Below are 18,483 nucleotides of genomic sequence, written 5' to 3'. Positions count from 1 at the left end.
AAGAGTAAGATGCGAATTATTTCCGCACCCACGTTGAACTCTAAAATACCACGTAGATCATGTCAACACTTGACTAGCTCTAATCTCGGTTTTTTTCAACATTATTTAATAATAATTAATAATTGTTCATTATTAGTACTGTTTTGTTACGTTATGACCAAAAATAGACAAATGTTAACTTAATTAGTAATTAACAAACTTAAATTAGCTATTCGTTAATTACTGGAACACAATATGATAAAAGCATCATCCTCGGGGATAATAGTAATTTGTTGTCTTATTTGCAAACACCAAAACACCAAAAGATGATATTTATCAAAATGGTTCAATATTTACTCACTAGCTTGAGAGAAACACTCGCTAATAAGACAAATTTTTGACAGAATTTGTAAGATCCCGTTAATTTAAAGATGACTAACAATTAAATCTTACAATTAATCCACAACTGTTTCTAAAGGTGAATTTTTCATATCTATGTCACTTGCTTGCGTCGAGCCAGGAATTACTAAATTTTGGAACCCTTTCGCAAAGCTATTCTTTATTTCTCCCCATTTATCTGATCGCTCTACAACACGTGGGGTAACCAACATGACTAATTCAACACGGCTTGTAACTTCTTTTTGCCCTTTAAACAAATTTCCAATAAATGGAATATCGGCAGCCCATGGCGTTTCATCACTTTGTTGATCTATATTTTCACTTATCAATCCACCGAGAATGATAGTAGACCCACTATCGGCAACGACTTCAGTTTGAAGCCTTCTTTCTGATATATTTGGATTGCCACCGGTGCCACTTGCTTCAGTCGCACTTGATATTGATTGTGTAATTTCCATTATCACAACACCTTGTGCATTCACTGTAGGTGTAACAGACACATCTATACCGGTTTTTCGGTAAGCTGAAGCTGTAGTTTGTGAACCATTTCCACCAGTTGGGTCATCTGTTGTTTCACCAATGATAGAAATATCATCACCAACTACAATGCTTGCTGAAACACCATCGCGCACTAACAATGAAGGGTTTGATAATACATTTACAAATTGGTTCTTCTTAAAAAAATCAACGCCCAAGGAGCCATTGACACCCTCTAGAGCTAATTTAAAACTATCCCCTCCAGAACCTAACTTGCCACCAAGGGATAAATCACCCTGACTTAAAGCCCATTCAACCCCATATTGAAAAGTCCCCTCTAATTTAACTTCTGCAATAATAATATCTAACATTACCTGTTTAGGTAAAATATCAAGTTGGTCAATCAGCGGCATGATGTTCTGATATTCTGTGCCTGTCGTATAAAATATTAATTGATTGGAACGTTCATCAACAACGAAACTCATTTTGTCACTACTCGCGCCGATTTTAGACTTACTAGCAGTTGGTGCTTTCCCCGTACTTTCAGACACCTTGCGAATGTTACTTGTTGAAGAGCTAGAGCTCGACTCTCTTTGCTGAGCGGCAGCCGTATCAGTGCTAGCCTTAGCGCCTAATAAAGACGATAAACTTTCCCCTATGTCAGATGCTCTAGCATATTGTGGCTGATAGGTATAATACCTAAAACCTGACCCTGCTTTCGGTTTATCTAATATTTGTGCCCAATAACGAATTCTATTTAGTATTATTTCGTCAGAGGTAAAAGCAGCAACCGCACCAATTTGTGAAATAGGGACTAAAACTGCATTTTTATTATCGGGCTTAACAGCTGAGATGGGTACACCTTCATTTTCTAATAGTGCTGTTATATCTTCAATAAAGTCACTAATCTCAATAAAGGTTAAGTTAATAAGCCCTATGTTTTTACCGCGATTTGCGGGAGCATCAAGTAAATTAACAAGTTCAAGTGCCCTAATGACTTCAGTTCGACTACCACTAACAAAGATCGTACTTTGCTCATAGTCTGCTGTTATTCGAGCATCTATAATTTGATTAAGTGTTCGTTCTATAGAAATTTTTACTCCATAGAGTAATGGCACAACTTGTAGGACTTCGCCTTTGGTATATGGCACTGAATCAGGCGTTCGACCGATACCTGTAGTTACCTTTTTAGCTGAACCAGCTGGTAGCTTTTGTAAGAAGTAAATATCATTTTCAAAAATGATCTGGCCTTCACGTTGCTCAAGTAAAGTCGTTGCTAACTCGAAAAGTCTTTTTTTAGAAACCGGCTCAGCTATGCTAAGAGTCACTGGAGCAGAATCAGACTTTATTGTTTCGTCTACGACATAATTCACGCCTAGCAATTGACCAAAAGCATAATGAATAAAATCTTGTAACTTCATATCTTCAGCGGAAACTCTAACCATTTGCTTAGATGAAAAAGCATTAGCTAATTGTTCGCTACCTGCAAATTTAATTTGATTTGCAGGTAGTGATTTTAAAGGTTCTACTAGCGGTTTATCATTATTAAAGTTTTTATCTGATTGCTCAGCTGTATCACTTTCAGCCTGTTCAGGAGTACTTCCTTCTAAATAAGAATCTGGAACCCTGAATCTTGGGTCCTCTAATGACCCCTGTACTGGTTCATCTGTAGATGCACAACCACTCAACGCTGCAAGAATACAAACTGAAATAATTTTTTTGGTCGAGTTTATGGTTAATATCCGCTTTTTCATCATTTTTTCGCTTTTTGTTTAATGTCGAATAATCGAAGAGTTATCTTCCTATCATCTGCTTCGATATTTATTTCATTTAATTGAATTGTACTAACTTTATACTTACCAATCGCCTGGCCTTTAACAACTTTTATTCTTTTCGTTTTTTTATTCTTCATGTGACGTTGTTCTAGCAATGCAAATTTTGAATCATAATCAAAAACACCTATGGGTTTATATGAGTAATCTCCGATAAATAAAGTAGACAAACTACCTCGTTGGTTATCTTGAAACTCTTTGCCCAAGCGTGGATTTGGTTTTGCATTTACAACCTTGGTTTTATCTGATTTAACGACCAAAGGTTGGTCATACTTCTGAAAATTAGAAAAAATCTTTTCCACTTTTTCATTTTCAAATGGAGAGAAAACCTTAGATTGGTCTATTGTTTCAAGTACCCTGTCATCAGAATCTTTTGTATTTAAATTATATCGTTGACTTAAATCAATAATACTCAATAACATCGCGCTAATTACTGCACCTTGAACCCATCGATTACTCAACAGCATCTTTTAATTCCACCCCATACTTTTCAGCCATTTCTGGACCAAGAACATAAAAGCTTACAACGATGCTGCCCCCCGCATCCCCTAAACTATCATCTTTCATCTTAACAATGCGAAAAGAAAGGTCATCGATTGCTGTTGCAGTTTGCATTTGACGGATTCCTAAAACTGCTCTTAAAACATCTTTAGTCGTTCCTCTAACCCCAACTTTTAAATTCAAAATGATTAAATCCACACCGGTATCAGCCATCCATGAAGAGCTGGTCACTCTAACATTATATGACGATAACAATTGATCTAGTTCTTCCATTTTTGCTAATTTTAAGTTGGCTAAATTATTAGTTACATTTATGGACTCTAAGCGCTGTTTATTAATTTCAGTAGCTTGTTGGAGTACATCTTCAAATTTAGACCCTTGCTCAAATAGAGATTCGGCGCGATCTAATCTACTTTTTAATTGTTGTATTTCTGAAATTTTACTCGTTTGCCAATCCCAAACAGGTACAGCGCCAAATTTCAAAAATACAAGAAAACCAACTGTTATTAGTAGGTTTTTCTTATTTAAAAGTGGGTTCATTAGTATGCCTTAGTTTTAAAGTTAATCCCAAAGCGTTCCCCAGAACGAGACTCTCTGATTGGTCCTGAAAAGCTAGCTTCATAAACTGATTTATTAGAATTAACTAAACTTAAAATAGTCGTAGCCTTCTCTGCAACGCCAGTAACTCGATATTCCCCAGCCCTGAAAGAGATGTTAGTAATTTGCATTTCAGCATTAACAAGACTGCCAATAACCTCAAGCGCTCGCCACGGTGTGTCGTCGATTTTAATTTGTGAAGATAAAATCCGATTTAATTCAACTTGATTCGCTAATTTGTTTTGAGAGTCCAGCACTTGTTCTACTTGCACTTTCTTTTCTTCAAACTCGTTGACTACACTTGACTCACGCCAGGAAAGAAAACTACTTAGCAAAATGTTATACAGAAAAATAATACTACAAAAAGATAGCAGCATCGCTTTATAAGGGATCACAACGGTACTTTTAACTACACTGGAACCCACAAAAAAACGATAAAATGAGCTTGGTAAAGCAGATTTTGAAAAATGTAATAAATCTTTTGGAAATGAACTTTTGTTTACCAATTTACTTTCTGAGGGTAATGCAATCTCAGCTAGCTGGCAGAAAGACTCGGTATCTTCGATAAAATCATCAACAATATAAGAAACAGGGCCTTTACGACTTTGTGATATAAAGACTTGACAGTTATTTTCTAATTCCACAGTGACCAATAAGCCATCTTGTGCGAAGAGGAAAGACTCCGGAATTATAAATAATGCGTTCTTACACAAAGAGTCTAATATTGCTTCATTAATGGTCCAAACTGTCACAGAGTAGCTCTGTTCATCAAGACGATATGCGTTAAAAAATTGTGTTGAACCAGAAATCTTTAGTTCAAATTTTGCAGCTTTCAGAGCTTCACGTTCATCTGGAATAGGATAAACGTGATGACTTTCACTATAATGCTGCCGACCAAGTATGACAAACCACGGTTTGTTGTACCCTTGAGTAGTGAGCAAACCTTCGGGAGTAGTTTCATTAAAAACAATTGTATTTACTCGGTCTGTAACGTAAGCGACTCGGTTAAGTGCTTTATTTATAATATTAAATTTCAATTTTCATACCGTAAAACATTTAATTTAAAATTTTTTCTACACAGCACTATAATTTACTATTTAGTGAAGGTATAGAAATCATATATTTCGCTCTTGCAATAAAAACACAAATGGTTTCACCCTAGGCTGCAACATTAAATCCAACGTTCTTGTTACTTCAATCTGATTGACAACAGAGTGTATGTTAACTTTATAAATGCCCATTGGATAAGTTTGAATATCAAAGAAAAAATTATCATAATCATAAATGCCTGTTACTTGCCTCAAGTTTGAAGCTGTTAGCTCTCCCTTTTCTCTTTGCTCTAATATTCCGGTCACAGCTTCGGGTTCAAAGAGCAGAGGTAACAATTTATCAGGCATCGTTAACGGGTTTAAATATGTTGTAGGGTAGATAGTCGCAGTTGAAGCCATAATATCAGCAATATCAGCTGGTACACCTAATAATTTGAATTCATGTTTAAGAAATTGAAGATTTCGCTTCACATCATTGTTATTAGCCCAGCCGTTTTTATTGGAAATTTGTTTTTTATGTTTGGTCAACTCAGAAGCCGCTTTCTCAACTAAACTATTAGACAATCCAATTGCATTTAACCAACGAGTATCAGTTGTTCGATTGAACAAATTGACTGGATATAACCCAGCAACATCTTGAATTTCTATACTTACGCCTTCAGCAATTGTAAAAGGTTTTCCATAAAGATTGAAACCTTTAGGTAATGATAAAGCTAAGGGGAAACGCGAGACATTTTCAACACTCAACCAATACATAATCTCAGCTTTAGCTGAATCTAACTTTAAATCGGCTTCGATTCTAGAAACAAAATCACTGGCTATTTCAACCTGATCTCTAGCATTATATGAAAAACCTATCGCCATAACAGTAATAACTAACGTGATTAACAAAGCCTGTAAAAGGGCAATACCTCTTTGCTTAAATATCATGATTGGTCCTATCACTCCAAAGTAACCATCTTGGATGCTGATCTACTAAATTGAACTCCCAGCTTATAAGGTTAGGTCCATTAATTAGATTAATTTTTATTTTTTCAGGAAGCATTCCTTTTTCAAGACTATTATAATCTTTATACCAGCCTCGATCCTCTATACCTATTGGGGGGGTTGCCACCCTGCCCTTTACTTCATTAGAATACCAACCGAAATATTCAAATTGAATGTCAGAATAATTATCCATTACAGTAAAGCCATGATTAAATTCAAAATCTTGCTCTAAACTTGTAAATACTCTTTCATTCATTAACCATTCTTCGTAAAGTAACGAATATGTAAAATTTGATTCTTGATTTACCGAAAAACGGATTACTGCAGGAGTAGATGTGTCATACATTGCATTTTGCACAACACCAACAAAACCATCACTATTTCCTTCAAAATATATACGCCCATTACCATCTGCATTTTGAACTACGTAAGGAAAAACCCCACGCAGTACACGTGGTAATAAAGTCGTCTGTTTTGCTTTGGAGAATGTTTCATTAAAACGTCCAATATCTTCTCCCCATTTATTACTAAAAGTGGAAAAAGCATAACTCCCAACTAGCATGGTTAGGGACATTATAGTAAGCGCCACTAGCAATTCTACTAGCGAAAAACCTAAAACTATTTTTCTTGCCATCTGAATAGCCTATAGTTTAATGTTTTTTGGTAATTGTTAATTTGTAAGGTTAATTGAATTTCCCAATTTTGGTACCTAGTCGAAGGTACAGAGAAATCACCATCAGGATTCAATATAGATTGACCTTTCTTATCAAGTATATTTTTGCCAGTCCAAGAGTATTTAACGCCATTAACTTGTCCTGCTCCAGCGACCTCTGATTCAGTAAGGTTGATTCCACTACTTAAACGGTTTTTTATGTCTGCGGTGGCAAAACCAACAATTTGATGTGAATCGATACTTCGCTCAGCAATTCGGCTAGAAAGCAAGGCCCCACGATAAACCATCGTCATTCCCGCTAAAACAATAAACAATATAAATGAAGCTAATAAAACCTCTAAAAGTGTAAAGCCTTTTTGTCTCGATTTCATGATGCTTTTTCGTTAATACTGATAATGCGTTCATTTTTACCCGCTCGTAAAAGCAGCTTCTCTTTATTAGCAAACCCTAAAGGGCCAAATATTATTTGTTGCTTAGGAAAACTGATATGTTCAAACAGATAACTATTTTCTATTTTGTTAGATAATTTTACTTTAAGAGTTTTGCCATCAAATAAAAGCACAACATTTTTCTCGTTTACAAAAGCTTTAGCTGAGTAAACTTTTAGTCGACTAACTAGTCTTATCTCTTCACTACGAGCTTGAGAAGACTCTATTGTTCTAACCAAAGGGGGAGCTGCTAAACTCATAACTACACCAATGATCACCAGAACGACCAATAATTCGATTAGAGTAAAACCTAGCAGAGATTTTCTTGAATATGTCAGCATTTAAAAGCTTATATCATTGACTGATACAATACTCAGTAACATAACAACGACTACACCGCCAACAATGCCACCCATTACCAGAATTAATATAGGTTCAAGTAAGGAAGTAAACTTTGTAGCCCAGCTCTGAAAATCATCCCTTGAACGTTCAGCTATCTCATCAAATACTGGGGCTAATTGACCACTTTCTTCACCAACCTCTAGTAATGACACAAAAAAGTCAGGATATATCACACTTTTTGACAAGGACTCTGTCAAACCAGAACCTTTCTTAATTGCACTACCTGCACTTTGTAAACCAGTTCTAATATCGCTATGTCCTACACTCTCGGCAGCTAATTCAATAGCCTTATCTACACTGATGCCAGCATTTAACATCATTGACATAGCGGCATTGAATCTAATTCGTTCAATCATTACAATCACCCTATGAACAATTGGTGCTTTGGTGATAATTTGATCGAACTTAGACTTATCCGACTCTCTTTGATAATACAAACCCATCACGCAAGCGATAAGAGCGACAGCAACATAGAGTTGGTAGTCCTGAACCCATTTACTAATATCTAATAATAACTGTGTATAAAATGGTAAATCTTTCATACCATCAAATAATCCGCTCATTTGAGGAACGATGTAATTAAAAACAAACAAAATACAAGTTACGCAAACAAAAAATATGACCGTAGGATATGTTAAAGCTTGTATTAAGCTTCGCTTTAAATCACGTCTAAACCTTAAGTCCTGTGATAACTTAGTGAATACTTTATCTAAGGTTCCACTTGCTTCACCCAATTTCACCATGCTGACATATAAGTTATCAAAAACTTTGGGATGCTTACTGCATATTGATGCAAATGTTTCTCCCCTTTTTACATCCGTATGGATCTGCATCAACAGCTGCGATAAGGCCCCACGACTTTTATTTTTTGCTAAAATTCCCACGGCACGATCGATTCTAACACCGCTTTTAAGAAGTAAAGCTAGCTCTGAAGTCACAAACTCAATATCTTCTAAAGAAATAGATCGCTTACTTAAATCACTTAAATTAGCAGAAGGTTTAAATGCGACAATAGAGGTAGGCTTTATACGCTGAGATATTAATGCCTTTTTAGCATGTTCTATATCTTCAGATTCTATGGTGCCTTGAATCTTTGCACCATGAGAATCGTAAGCGACATATTTATAAGTAACCATTAACCTGCAACCCTAATGATTTCTTCTACTGTAGTAATCCCACGTATAGATTTATAAAAACCATCTTCCATAAGAGTCCTACGACCCTTTAATTTATTGTGTGTTCTAGCTTTAAGAACAAACTCCTGATCTTTAGGTATCATTTTGAGTTCATCATCGCACCTTAAATATTCTATTACTGCAGTTCTTCCTTTATATCCACTGCCACCACATAAATCACAACCCACAGCTTCAAATAGTTGAATTTCATCTATATTATTTTTCTTGGCAAGTTTTTCAAGATTATATTTATCAATTAATTTTTTTGGTTCAGTATGAGGCTTGGCACAATGAACACATAACTTTCTTGCAAGACGCTGTGCAACAATCGATACAATTGCAGCATTTAGTAAGAACTCCTCTACACCTAAGTCCATTAAACGGGTGTATGCACTTGGAGCATCATTTGTATGTACGGTGCTAAAAACTAGATGACCCGTTAGAGCCGATTGCATTGCAATTCTAGCTGTTTCTTGATCTCGAATTTCTCCGACCATTATAATATCGGGATCTTGCCTTACTATACTTCTTATGCCAGCCGAAAAATCAAATCCAATTTCTGGCCTGACCTGAACTTGATTAATACCGTCTAATTGGTACTCTACAGGGTCTTCCAGCGTAATTATTTTTACTTCTGGAGTGTTAAGTTCATTTAAAAAAGTATATAAACTTGTCGTTTTACCACTACCAGTTGGACCTGTTAGTAATATGACTCCTGCAGTATTCAATAAATCTTCTTTGATATATTCTTGAATATCTTCAGATAACCCTAAAACCGACATATCATAAGTAACAGAATCTTTTCTAAGGAATCGTAACACTACACTTTCTGATTCATTTAGCGGTAAAGCAGAAACTCGGATATCCAAATCTGTACTAGCTATACGCATTTCAATTTTACCATCTTGTGGACGCCGTTTTTCAGCGATATCCATACCAGATAAAATTTTAAGTCTTGAAACTAATGGTAATTGAAGTCTAGATGATATTGATTCGACTTCATGTAATACGCCATCAATTCTGAAACGAGCACGGTATCTTCCTTGCCAAGGTTCTAAATGCATATCTGAAGCACCAGATTTGACAGCTCTTGTAATCAAAGAGTTAAGTAAATTAACGACTGGAGCCTCACTTGCAAGCTCCCTTATTTTATCTTCTTCTAAGTCACTTAATTCATTTATGTCATTGGATAAATTATCAAAGTCTGAATCGATTCGATTTTGTAGTTGTTGTATTTCTGGTTCATGTGCAAGACATATTGAATAAAGTACTTTATTTTGCTGTAAATATTGCCTCACATCCATATCATATGGAGCACTAGTAACAAAATAAAGCTTTTCAACATCAGTTAAGATAAACCACTTTCTTTCTTTTAAAAAGTCTGTATCTAATGAGTATAAATCTGTTTCTAAAATAGCTAAATCGGTGTCTTCTTGTGTACAAATATTTACTCCCAGTAATTTAGAGTAAATATCAATAACAACATCTTCAGAAAGAGCACCCATATTTACTAATAACTGCTCTAACCTACCGCCATATTTTTTTTGATAAGTCACTGCTTTATCAATGTCAGAATCTTTTAGATTCGCTTCTGATAAAAGTGTTTTCAATTTATTCATCTATGAAAAATATCCGCATCATCACCTTCACCGCCTTCTTGACCGTCTCGACCATAAGAAGATAAAGAAAAAGGCTCACCACTGTTAGAGCTTCTAGAGTAATTATATGAATTACCCCAAGGATCTAATGGCACTTCTCTTGGTAAATAAGGGCCATCCCAACCACGTTTATTGGATGTTCTCAATTCTGAAAGTGATTCTGGATAGCTACCAATATCTAATCTGTAGGTATCTAACGACGTTTGTAACATTTGCATTTGAGCTTCAGCTGTTTTTATTTTTGAAGAGTCAACTTTTGAAAACATTGTAGGAGCAACTAAGGACATTAACAAACCTAATATTACAATCACAATCAATAGCTCAATCAGGGTGAATCCAGATTCTCGACTCTCCCTTTTCACTTTTCTAACTAAAAACATATATTCTCCAAAATACTTTGATAACATAAAAACCTTTGCAAAATAATAAAAAGCAACCTCCAATAAGTTACTTTTTATTTACATTGAAAGCTTACTTTAAAGCGGGATATAGCGCATTCTAACTTTAAAAAACTATAAATTAACACAGTCTTAAAATTAAAAATAAGTCTAGATAAAATTTGTATCTTATTTATAAGTTCTACAAATCTTCTGTTCAGTTAACCTATAAGTTAGCAACCGTAGCAAATGCCACTGCTGTATTATAAATAATCTGAGTGACCTGTGTCCAAAGAGTTAAGTTATCTTTGTACTCAGTGTCTAATGGAACAATAATCGTGTCACCTGCATTAAGCGATTCATTACTGTTGAACCAGAAGTTCTGTTTTGGCAACGACACTGAGCCATCAGCTTTAATAATATAAGTTCTATCTATATCACCTCGTTCCCTTGAACCGCCTGACATAGATAAATATTGGTCAAGGGTTAAACCTTCTTTAAATCTGTGACTGGCAGGATACTGAACTTCACCCATAACTGACACAATTTGATTCAAAGTTGGGACATATAACACATCTCTATCTTCAAGTTGAATATCCGCTTCTTCTATACCGACCAGGATGGCATTTATATCAACAACCAAGCGCCCTGAAGCTTGAAGCGTTTCTAAATCAGCCAGCATGAGCTGAGCATCAGCATAATTAATTAAAGTACCGTCTTTTGAAATGCCTCGACTAGCAATATCTCTTCTTAGTTGATCTGCTAATTTTTTGATTTCTAGCTGTTCTTGTTTTTTTATTGAATCTCTCACAAATACAGCCGCTGTAGGAAATGCAAAGTCCGTCAAACCACCCGCACGCTCCATAACATCAGCTAAAGATTCACCGCGACGTATATTGTATAAACCTGGAAATTTTACTTCACCACGAATTTCAATTGATTTTCTCTCTTGCCACTCAGGAGTGGTCAATACGACCAACATATCTCTCCCCTGCAAAGCGATATTATCCAATGGTGATTGACTCATTGCATTTGCAAGGTTTACATGAAGATGTTCAAGTTCTGATAAAGAGTCAGTATTATTTGTTCTAGTTAATTCAGCTCTATTTGTATACGCACCTTCGACTAACCCACCCGAAGCAATAACTAAATCACTAACTGTTCCATTAACTGGTAATGGATAAATCCCTGGGGTTTTTACTTTTCCAGAAACAGCTAAGACTCTAACTTTTTCATATGGACCTGTTTGCTGAGACAACTTACTAACTATTGGGAAGAGTAGCTCTTCACGACTCATAGACCCACTAAATTTGATTAGATCTTTATCTTCAAACAAATTTGATAGCATTTTACTAACTTCATTGCTAATTAGTTGCTCTTGTTCATCTAAATCATCTTTTGAACCAGGTATGACTACGCCACCAATAGAACCATGTTTGATAAGTGAGTTTTGATTGTTAACACTCATAGATTTAAAGCCAGCTTTAAATAGGTCTGAACCAATCAGAGAGTTACCACTTATAGATTTAATTTTGTTAGTACGCATTTTAACTAATTTATTTAATTCGTAGCGACTCACAGAAGAATCATCGAAATTAAATATAATAATTTTATCTCTTGGAGATAATATAAAATTGTGTGTCGGATCTTGTTGTGAAATGGCTTTTCCTGGAGAGAATTGTAATACTTCTATTTTACCTGACTCATTAATATCACGTATAATTAATGCATAACTTAAGTCAGCAGAAATGGCTAAGTCACCCCAAACACTTGGCAATAGGTCATCCACTTTTTGCCCTTGAAACCACTGATATTTACCAGGTCTGACGACAGCTCCCACAAGTGTTATCGCATCTTCATATTGCGTTGAAGCACTTTTAACTTTTATAAAATCACCAGCTTTGGCTATTTCACTCTTTGCTTTAACTGATGTCAGATCTAAATTAATTATTGTTTTTAGACCATTTGCATTATAACGCTCAATGCTACTCCGCTTTGGGTAAGCCCCAGGGTTAACACCGGCAGCCATTTTTACTACATCATCTATACTTTCATTGTTTCTGATTTCATAAATAGCAGGGCGTCTTATTTCACCATTAATACTTACTCGACCTCCAACAGAAGGAATAAACACTACATCTCCAGAACGAAGGTTTATGTCTTTTGATGCATCTCCTTTTAGTAATAAGTCGTATAAATCAAAAGTCCCGACTAATTTACTGTTTCGCCTGACTTGAATGTTTCGAAGACTACCAATTTCATTGACACCGCCACTAACAAATAGCGCCTGAGTTATAGTAGATAAACTTGAAACTGTATACGAACCAGGCTTATATGCGTCCCCTGCTATAAAAATTCGAATTGAACGTAATTCACCTAATGTGATATTGGATTCAATACCAATCATTTGTTTTTTTATTCGTTCACCTAAATATTCTCTTAACTCTGTAAATGTTAGCCCCACAACTGATATGGGACCAAGTTCAGGAAATTGAATATTTCCATCACGTCCAATCGTTAAAGTATATTCACGATTTTCTTTTCCGTATAACTGTACATTGATAGTATCTCCTGGCCCTACCATGTAGTCATTAGGTACTGGTAAGTCAGTTATAGGAGTAAACGTTGTAGGCTCTCCAGAAAATATGTCATAACCAAAATAGCTTAATTCATCATGATTAGCTTCTTCAAAATCTAATTCATTTCTCTGATTTTCTTTTCCTGTTACTTGTCTTTCTTCCATTGAAGTTTCATCAGGTAATTGACTAGTTTCATTCGCAGTTCCAACCAGTTGAGCTGGATCTATTCCATATTGCTTCGCAAGCCGTCCTTGCTCTGATGGTGATAAAGATTTAAATTGTTCTATCATTTGAGGTGAAGGAGTTACAGCTTGAATTGGCAAGCTTATAAATAATGCAGTACAAAAAACTACCAATGCGATTTGTTTTATATGTTGTAACACCTTGAATCTCCGAATAAAATCTTAAATTATCATTTATCTGTATTGTTCAATACTTCAAAATTATTTTTAAAGTGCAAATGCAGTTCAAATTGAGCGGCAATGACATTTAGAAGCAGTTTTAACTACAATGATTGACTCTAGGTTGTTGTCACTAAAGCTCACAATCACTTCAACACTACGTCTACTTCAAATGACTATCACATTGATCCACTTATAAAAACTATAAAAACCTTGACAAGTTCCGAATCAGTTTAGTTCAAAAATCAACCGCAGTTCTTATAGCATAAAAAAACTATCTATAGCCTAATTTAACATAATTTATGAAATTACTAGCCAGCAAAAGTCTCTATTGAAAATTAAATTAAATTAATGTTGTAAACACCCTTAGTTAAAGTGAAAAATAAAAAATCACACCAAGATGCAAGTCTTTCAAAGACTGATTTTTAGTCAGATTTACATTCATAAACTGCTTGCGAAATAATAAATTAAAAACCGACTAATGAACCGTTCTCAAATGCCAGAACAACCTAAACCCAAGGCTGTTAATTTTAACAAAGCTAAGAGAGTAAGTGAAAGGTTTTTAAAACAATAAATTTTAGCGGTTGAAAATAGAGATATTGGAAAAATATGAAGAAATTAATTCAAAAACTTTTTCATTAAAATAGCGGTTAAATAAAAAAAACAAAATCAGTATCTATCAAGATACTGATTTTTATCATTTAAATTTAAAGCTACTTTACTTCAGGCTTTGGTGGAAAGTTAACCATTACTTTTGAAATTGCGTCGTTCACTATTTGAACCCGCTCTTCGGGGGTATTTTTATTACGGATAGTGTCAGCCACACTGCCGCGCCATACTAGATTACCGGTTTTGTTATCCACTAAATCAATAATCAGCGTACCCACTTCATATTCACGCACTGTGGTTTGAGTGTTCATACCAGCTCCACCCCAACCGCCACGGCGGCCATAGTATGGATAGTAGCCATAGCTAGTATTGAAAGTATCGACATTAATTTTTTTGTCTACTTTGGTTAAGTAATTAACTAGCAGGTCTGCCTCAGCAACAGGTGCTTTAGATAAACCTTTCATACCAAGTTGAGAATTAACAGCCTCTCTAACACGTTGATCCATCAGACCATCTAAGTGATAACTTGTATCTTCGTTTTTCTTTTCTACCCATGAATAGGTTTTATATTGATCAAACGAAACAGCAGGATCGTAATCACTATTGGTTTTTAACGAGCTACAGGCACTTAATGCTATAACTGCAACGGCCACGAATAACTTTTTCATAATAACTCCGAATAACAAGCCAACAGGCTGTTTCTATTTAAAATAGTAAATCTAAAGATTTAAGTAGGTTAATAAATAGCTTACATAGCAAACCTCTAATCATCAACTATTTATAGTAACTAGCTGTGTTTATTCATCCTCTAACTAAAAGCATCATCTAACTCAAGAATCAGTAATATAAGCAAAAAGAGTATTTTTATCTTGTTACCCCTGTTCCCTTTAGCCAATAGAGTTAGTTTGCTAAACTGTTTATACTTCCAATTTTTGATAAATATGACTATTTCTATGCGAATCGATCCTAATGTTTCTTTAGTATACAGCACCGATGGTGGCAAAATTGATCAACCAAAGGCGACTGCTGAAATCCCCGAAGGTGATGGTATTGTTAGAATACATAAAGACAGCAAAGGCCGTAAAGGCAAAGGCGTAAGCGTTTTAAAAGGGCTTGGGCTTAATGAAAAAGAGTTAAAAGTATTAGCGCAAAAGCTTAAAAAGCAATGCGGATGTGGTGGGACTGTAAAAGATTTCGCTATAGAAGTGCAGACTGATGACCGCGAAAAAATTAAGTTATTGTTAGAAAAAATGAATTACACAGTAAAATTAGCAGGTGGTTAACCATTGCCTCTGACTACATAATGAATTTACGTTTCAATAAAGCCGATTGATCATTTAAATCTCAGTAATGCTTTAATAAAAGGATAAACAATGGATAGTTTACAAGGTCATCTGTTAATTGCTATGCCGTCTTTAGATGACTCTTTTTTTGAGCGTTCAGTTATTTATATCTGTGAACATAACGAAAAAGGCGCCATGGGTGTCATGATCAATCGCTCTACCAACATCGTTATTGATGAGCTTTTAGAACAAATTGGTTTAGCCAATAAAACGGAATTAAGTCTTGAATTAGAAGAGTCAGTACTTTTGGGTGGACCAGTGGATACCGATAGAGGCTTTGTACTGCATACTCCTCAGCAAGATTGGGTTAATAGTGAGTCAGTGAGTGAGTTTTGTATGTTAACAACCTCAAGGGACGTACTTAATTCTTTAGGCGGTAAAGATTCTCCAAAACAGTTTAAAGTTGCTCTAGGCTACGCAGGTTGGAGTAAGGATCAATTAGAAGATGAGCTTGCTGAAAATACTTGGCTCACCATCGAAGCCACACCTGAATTGGTATTTAATCAAGATATTGAACAGCTTTGGACAGAAGCGACTAAACAGTTAGGCTTTGACATTTGGCAAATATCATCTCAAGTAGGTCATTCATAATCTACCTTTCTTCACTCAAAAGTCTATTATTCACAGGTCTAAGATTCACCAAATTATTAATATTGTTTAGCTGTTTACATAACAGCTTATGCATCTATTCTAAAAATTAACTGAGTTTATAATGCAATCTAAAACAGTTCTGGGATTTGATTTCGGCACCAAGAGTATCGGTGCAGCTGTTGGGCAAGAAATTACAGCAAGCGCGACTCCAATAGGCGCGATTAAAGCGAATGATGGTATTCCGAAGTGGGAAGAAATCGAATCATTAATCAAAGAATGGCAACCCGACTTAGTTGTTGTAGGTCTTCCATTAAATATGGATGGAACCGAACAAGAAATGACTCAGCGCGCTCGAAAGTTTGCTAATCGAATAAGTGGACGCTTTGGCGTTAAGGTCGCTACGCAAGATGAAAGGCTAACAACTGCCGATGCTAAAGCCAGACTATTTGAACTAGGTGGTTTTAAAAAGCTAACAAAAGGTCAAGTTGATGCAGTCTCTGCAGTCCTTATTATCGAAAGCTATTTTGAAAACCAATTTTCATAAAATGCTAGGCAACAGCATCTAGACATAGGCTGTTAAATAGGAAATAGAAAAGGAGCCTAACCAGCTCCTTTTTATTTACTAGATTAACGGATATTTTAATAAACGATGAGTTTAATAACAGTTATACACTAATCATTATAAGTAAGGTTTAACGAGATTCGCCATCATGTTGATGTGGTCATCGTTATCATTCAAACATTCGATATAACGGAATTTTTTACCACCAGCATGTTCAAATACTTCGCGGTTCTCACCTTTAATCTCTTCTAATGTTTCTAAGCAATCGGCACTAAATGCCGGGCATATAACGGCAATATCAGTAATACCTTCACTAGCTAGCGATTCCATTGTGGCATCAGTATATGGTTGCAACCATTTAGCTTTGCCAAAGCGAGATTGGAATGTCATCACATACTCATCTTCTGACAGGCCCAATTTCTCAACCACAAGGCGAGTACTTTTAACGCAGAAGCAATAATACGGATCGCCCAAGTGCAGATTACGCTCTGGCATACCGTGATATGACAGTACCAATTTTTCAGGTTTACCATTGGCATCAAAGTCTGCTTGAATTGAATTAGCTATCGCATCAATAAAATCAGGTTCGTCGTGGTAAGTATTAATAAAATGCAGTGCTGGGATATAACGCCACTTACATAATTCTTTCGCTATTGAATCAAAAGCTGACCCCGTAGTTGGCGCAGCATACTGAGGATATAGCGGCAGAACGATAATTTTATCGATACCGTCTTTATGCATTTTTTGCAAAACACTCGGTGTTGAAGGGTTACCATAACGCATCGATAAATGCACAGAGGCATCAACATCGTGTTCTTTAAACAAGGCATCTAGCTTAGCTTGCTGGCGAAGACTGATGTCCATTAATGGCGAACCATCTTTAGTCCAAACTTCTTTGTACAATGCTGCTGATTTTGCAGGGCGAACTCTAAGAATGATCCCATGTAAAATTAGCATCCATATCAGCTTAGGGATCTCTACCACTCGACCATCAGCTAAGAACTCAGCTAAATAACGTCGTACAGCGGAAGGGGTTGGTTCGTCAGGTGTACCCAAGTTCATTAAAAGCACGCCAGTTTTACCGCGACTTTTATGACCGTCTTCTTTACTTAAACCAGAAAATTTATACAAAGCTGTCTCCGAAAAAGTGAAAAATGATGATGCTTTTACTCAGAAGATTCTAAGTAAGTAACGTCATCAAGTCGGCTGTTATCAGCACGAATCTATTGCAAGCTTATGCTTTATAGCAATATTACATTTATAGAATAGACTCTATCGCTTTTTTCAGTTCTTCGCTATCCGGTTTTACTCGAGAGTTGAATTGCTGCACAGTTTCACCGTCAGCAGTCACTAAGTATTTGTAAAAATTCCATTTAGGTGCTGCAGTTTTCTCACCTAAATAAGAAAATACCGAGTTGGCATCACTGCCTCTAACGGGTGAAGTAGACACCATGGTGAAGGTCACACCATAATTTAAGAAACAGACATCTGCTGTTTTTGCTTCGTCATCTTCTTCTTGAAAGAAATCATCAGATGGAAAACCGATAACCACTAAGTCGTCTTTATATTGTTGATGTAATGATTCAAGCGCTTTGAATTGTGGTGTAAAGCCACAGTTACTGGCAGTATTAACAATTAATACTGGCTTACCCGCAGTTAGCTCGCATAAATCTACAGTTTCTTCTGAATGGAGCTTTCTAGCTTCTACATCAAGATATTCTGGGCAACTATTTGCTAAAGCACTGCTTGAAAATGCACTAACAGTTAATCCAATTAGGCCTGCAGATAATATAAGCTTGTTCATTTTTGATTCCTTTCTAACATGTTTCTAAAAGTAAGTATCAGTTCTAGTTATTCATACTCG

At 35.7% G+C, this 18,483-nt stretch carries 18 protein-coding genes and 1 pseudogene; 3 read left to right on the top strand and 16 right to left on the bottom strand.

Annotation, left to right across the window (positions count from 1 at the left end; translation table 11 throughout):
* Nucleotides 1-434: 434 nt before the first annotated feature.
* The 14 genes and pseudogenes from FPK91_RS19745 to FPK91_RS19685 form a co-directional block, all read right to left on the bottom strand.
* Complete coding sequence (locus FPK91_RS19745) at nucleotides 435-2,612, bottom strand: secretin N-terminal domain-containing protein (RefSeq protein WP_144213638.1); 2,178 nt, start codon at nucleotides 2,610-2,612, stop codon at nucleotides 435-437.
* Entirely contained in the window at nucleotides 2,609-3,154 is a 546-nt protein-coding gene (locus FPK91_RS19740; RefSeq protein ID WP_144213636.1) for a hypothetical protein, read from the bottom strand. Before FPK91_RS19740 ends, FPK91_RS19745 begins: the two co-directional genes overlap by 4 nt.
* A complete protein-coding gene (locus FPK91_RS19735; RefSeq protein WP_144213634.1) occupies nucleotides 3,141-3,728 on the bottom strand; it encodes a hypothetical protein in 588 nt (195 codons plus the stop codon). Before FPK91_RS19735 ends, FPK91_RS19740 begins: the two co-directional genes overlap by 14 nt.
* Nucleotides 3,728-4,822, bottom strand: a complete 1,095-nt coding sequence (locus tag FPK91_RS19730; protein WP_144213632.1) for a hypothetical protein — start codon at nucleotides 4,820-4,822, stop codon at nucleotides 3,728-3,730. Before FPK91_RS19730 ends, FPK91_RS19735 begins: the two co-directional genes overlap by 1 nt.
* A gap of 78 nt (nucleotides 4,823-4,900) precedes the next feature.
* Nucleotides 4,901-5,764 (bottom strand): hypothetical protein, encoded by an 864-nt coding sequence (locus FPK91_RS19725; RefSeq protein WP_144213630.1) that lies wholly within the window; start codon nucleotides 5,762-5,764, stop codon nucleotides 4,901-4,903.
* Nucleotides 5,754-6,455 (bottom strand): PilW family protein, encoded by a 702-nt coding sequence (locus tag FPK91_RS19720; RefSeq protein WP_144213628.1) that lies wholly within the window; start codon nucleotides 6,453-6,455, stop codon nucleotides 5,754-5,756. The genes FPK91_RS19725 and FPK91_RS19720 overlap by 11 nt, the downstream gene beginning before the upstream one ends.
* The gene (locus FPK91_RS19715) at nucleotides 6,440-6,865 is read right to left on the bottom strand and encodes a PulJ/GspJ family protein (RefSeq protein WP_144213626.1); all 426 of its coding nucleotides are present in this window, start codon (nucleotides 6,863-6,865) and stop codon (nucleotides 6,440-6,442) included. Before FPK91_RS19715 ends, FPK91_RS19720 begins: the two co-directional genes overlap by 16 nt.
* The gene (locus FPK91_RS19710) at nucleotides 6,862-7,182 is read right to left on the bottom strand and encodes a hypothetical protein (protein WP_264371772.1); all 321 of its coding nucleotides are present in this window, start codon (nucleotides 7,180-7,182) and stop codon (nucleotides 6,862-6,864) included. The genes FPK91_RS19715 and FPK91_RS19710 overlap by 4 nt, the downstream gene beginning before the upstream one ends.
* Before the next feature lie 15 nt (nucleotides 7,183-7,197).
* A pseudogene (locus tag FPK91_RS21285) lies at nucleotides 7,198-7,263 on the bottom strand (prepilin-type N-terminal cleavage/methylation domain-containing protein); the annotation flags it as partial.
* Nucleotides 7,264-8,460, bottom strand: coding sequence for a type II secretion system F family protein (locus FPK91_RS19705; RefSeq protein ID WP_144213622.1), 1,197 nt, complete (start codon nucleotides 8,458-8,460; stop codon nucleotides 7,264-7,266). It abuts the pseudogene before it with no gap.
* Nucleotides 8,460-10,118, bottom strand: a complete 1,659-nt coding sequence (locus FPK91_RS19700) for a GspE/PulE family protein (RefSeq protein WP_144213620.1) — start codon at nucleotides 10,116-10,118, stop codon at nucleotides 8,460-8,462. Before FPK91_RS19700 ends, FPK91_RS19705 begins: the two co-directional genes overlap by 1 nt.
* On the bottom strand, nucleotides 10,115-10,537 hold the full coding sequence (gene gspG, locus FPK91_RS19695) for a type II secretion system major pseudopilin GspG (protein ID WP_144213618.1): 423 nt from the start codon (nucleotides 10,535-10,537) through the stop codon (nucleotides 10,115-10,117). Before gspG ends, FPK91_RS19700 begins: the two co-directional genes overlap by 4 nt.
* A 223-nt stretch (nucleotides 10,538-10,760) precedes the next feature.
* Nucleotides 10,761-13,496: an SLBB domain-containing protein gene (locus tag FPK91_RS19690; RefSeq protein ID WP_405127325.1), complete on the bottom strand. Its 2,736-nt coding sequence runs from the start codon at nucleotides 13,494-13,496 to the stop codon at nucleotides 10,761-10,763.
* A 731-nt stretch (nucleotides 13,497-14,227) separates the two neighbouring features.
* Nucleotides 14,228-14,791, bottom strand: a complete 564-nt coding sequence (locus FPK91_RS19685; RefSeq protein WP_144213616.1) for a DUF4136 domain-containing protein — start codon at nucleotides 14,789-14,791, stop codon at nucleotides 14,228-14,230.
* Nucleotides 14,792-15,076: 285 nt separating this feature from the next.
* Between FPK91_RS19685 and yciH the strand changes: the two genes are divergently transcribed.
* The 3 genes from yciH to ruvX all read left to right on the top strand — a co-directional run bounded on the left by yciH (nucleotide 15,077) and on the right by ruvX (nucleotide 16,601).
* Nucleotides 15,077-15,406: a stress response translation initiation inhibitor YciH gene (gene yciH, locus FPK91_RS19680; protein ID WP_144214611.1), complete on the top strand. Its 330-nt coding sequence runs from the start codon at nucleotides 15,077-15,079 to the stop codon at nucleotides 15,404-15,406.
* Between the two features lie 90 nt (nucleotides 15,407-15,496).
* On the top strand, nucleotides 15,497-16,057 hold the full coding sequence (locus FPK91_RS19675) for a YqgE/AlgH family protein (protein WP_144213614.1): 561 nt from the start codon (nucleotides 15,497-15,499) through the stop codon (nucleotides 16,055-16,057).
* Between the two features lie 121 nt (nucleotides 16,058-16,178).
* Nucleotides 16,179-16,601 (top strand): Holliday junction resolvase RuvX, encoded by a 423-nt coding sequence (gene ruvX / locus FPK91_RS19670; RefSeq protein WP_144213612.1) that lies wholly within the window; start codon nucleotides 16,179-16,181, stop codon nucleotides 16,599-16,601.
* A gap of 135 nt (nucleotides 16,602-16,736) precedes the next feature.
* On the opposite strand, the gene hemH is transcribed toward ruvX, so the two are convergent.
* The gene (gene hemH / locus FPK91_RS19665) at nucleotides 16,737-17,750 is read right to left on the bottom strand and encodes a ferrochelatase (RefSeq protein ID WP_144213610.1); all 1,014 of its coding nucleotides are present in this window, start codon (nucleotides 17,748-17,750) and stop codon (nucleotides 16,737-16,739) included.
* A gap of 127 nt (nucleotides 17,751-17,877) precedes the next feature.
* Nucleotides 17,878-18,423, bottom strand: a complete 546-nt coding sequence (locus tag FPK91_RS19660) for a glutathione peroxidase (protein WP_144213608.1) — start codon at nucleotides 18,421-18,423, stop codon at nucleotides 17,878-17,880.
* Nucleotides 18,424-18,483 lie beyond the last annotated feature (60 nt).

Source organism: Shewanella donghaensis (assembly GCF_007567505.1).
GTDB lineage: Bacteria > Pseudomonadota > Gammaproteobacteria > Enterobacterales > Shewanellaceae > Shewanella > Shewanella donghaensis.
Note: the sequence above shows the minus strand (reverse complement) of the source record. Positions and strands in the feature narration are given on the sequence as shown.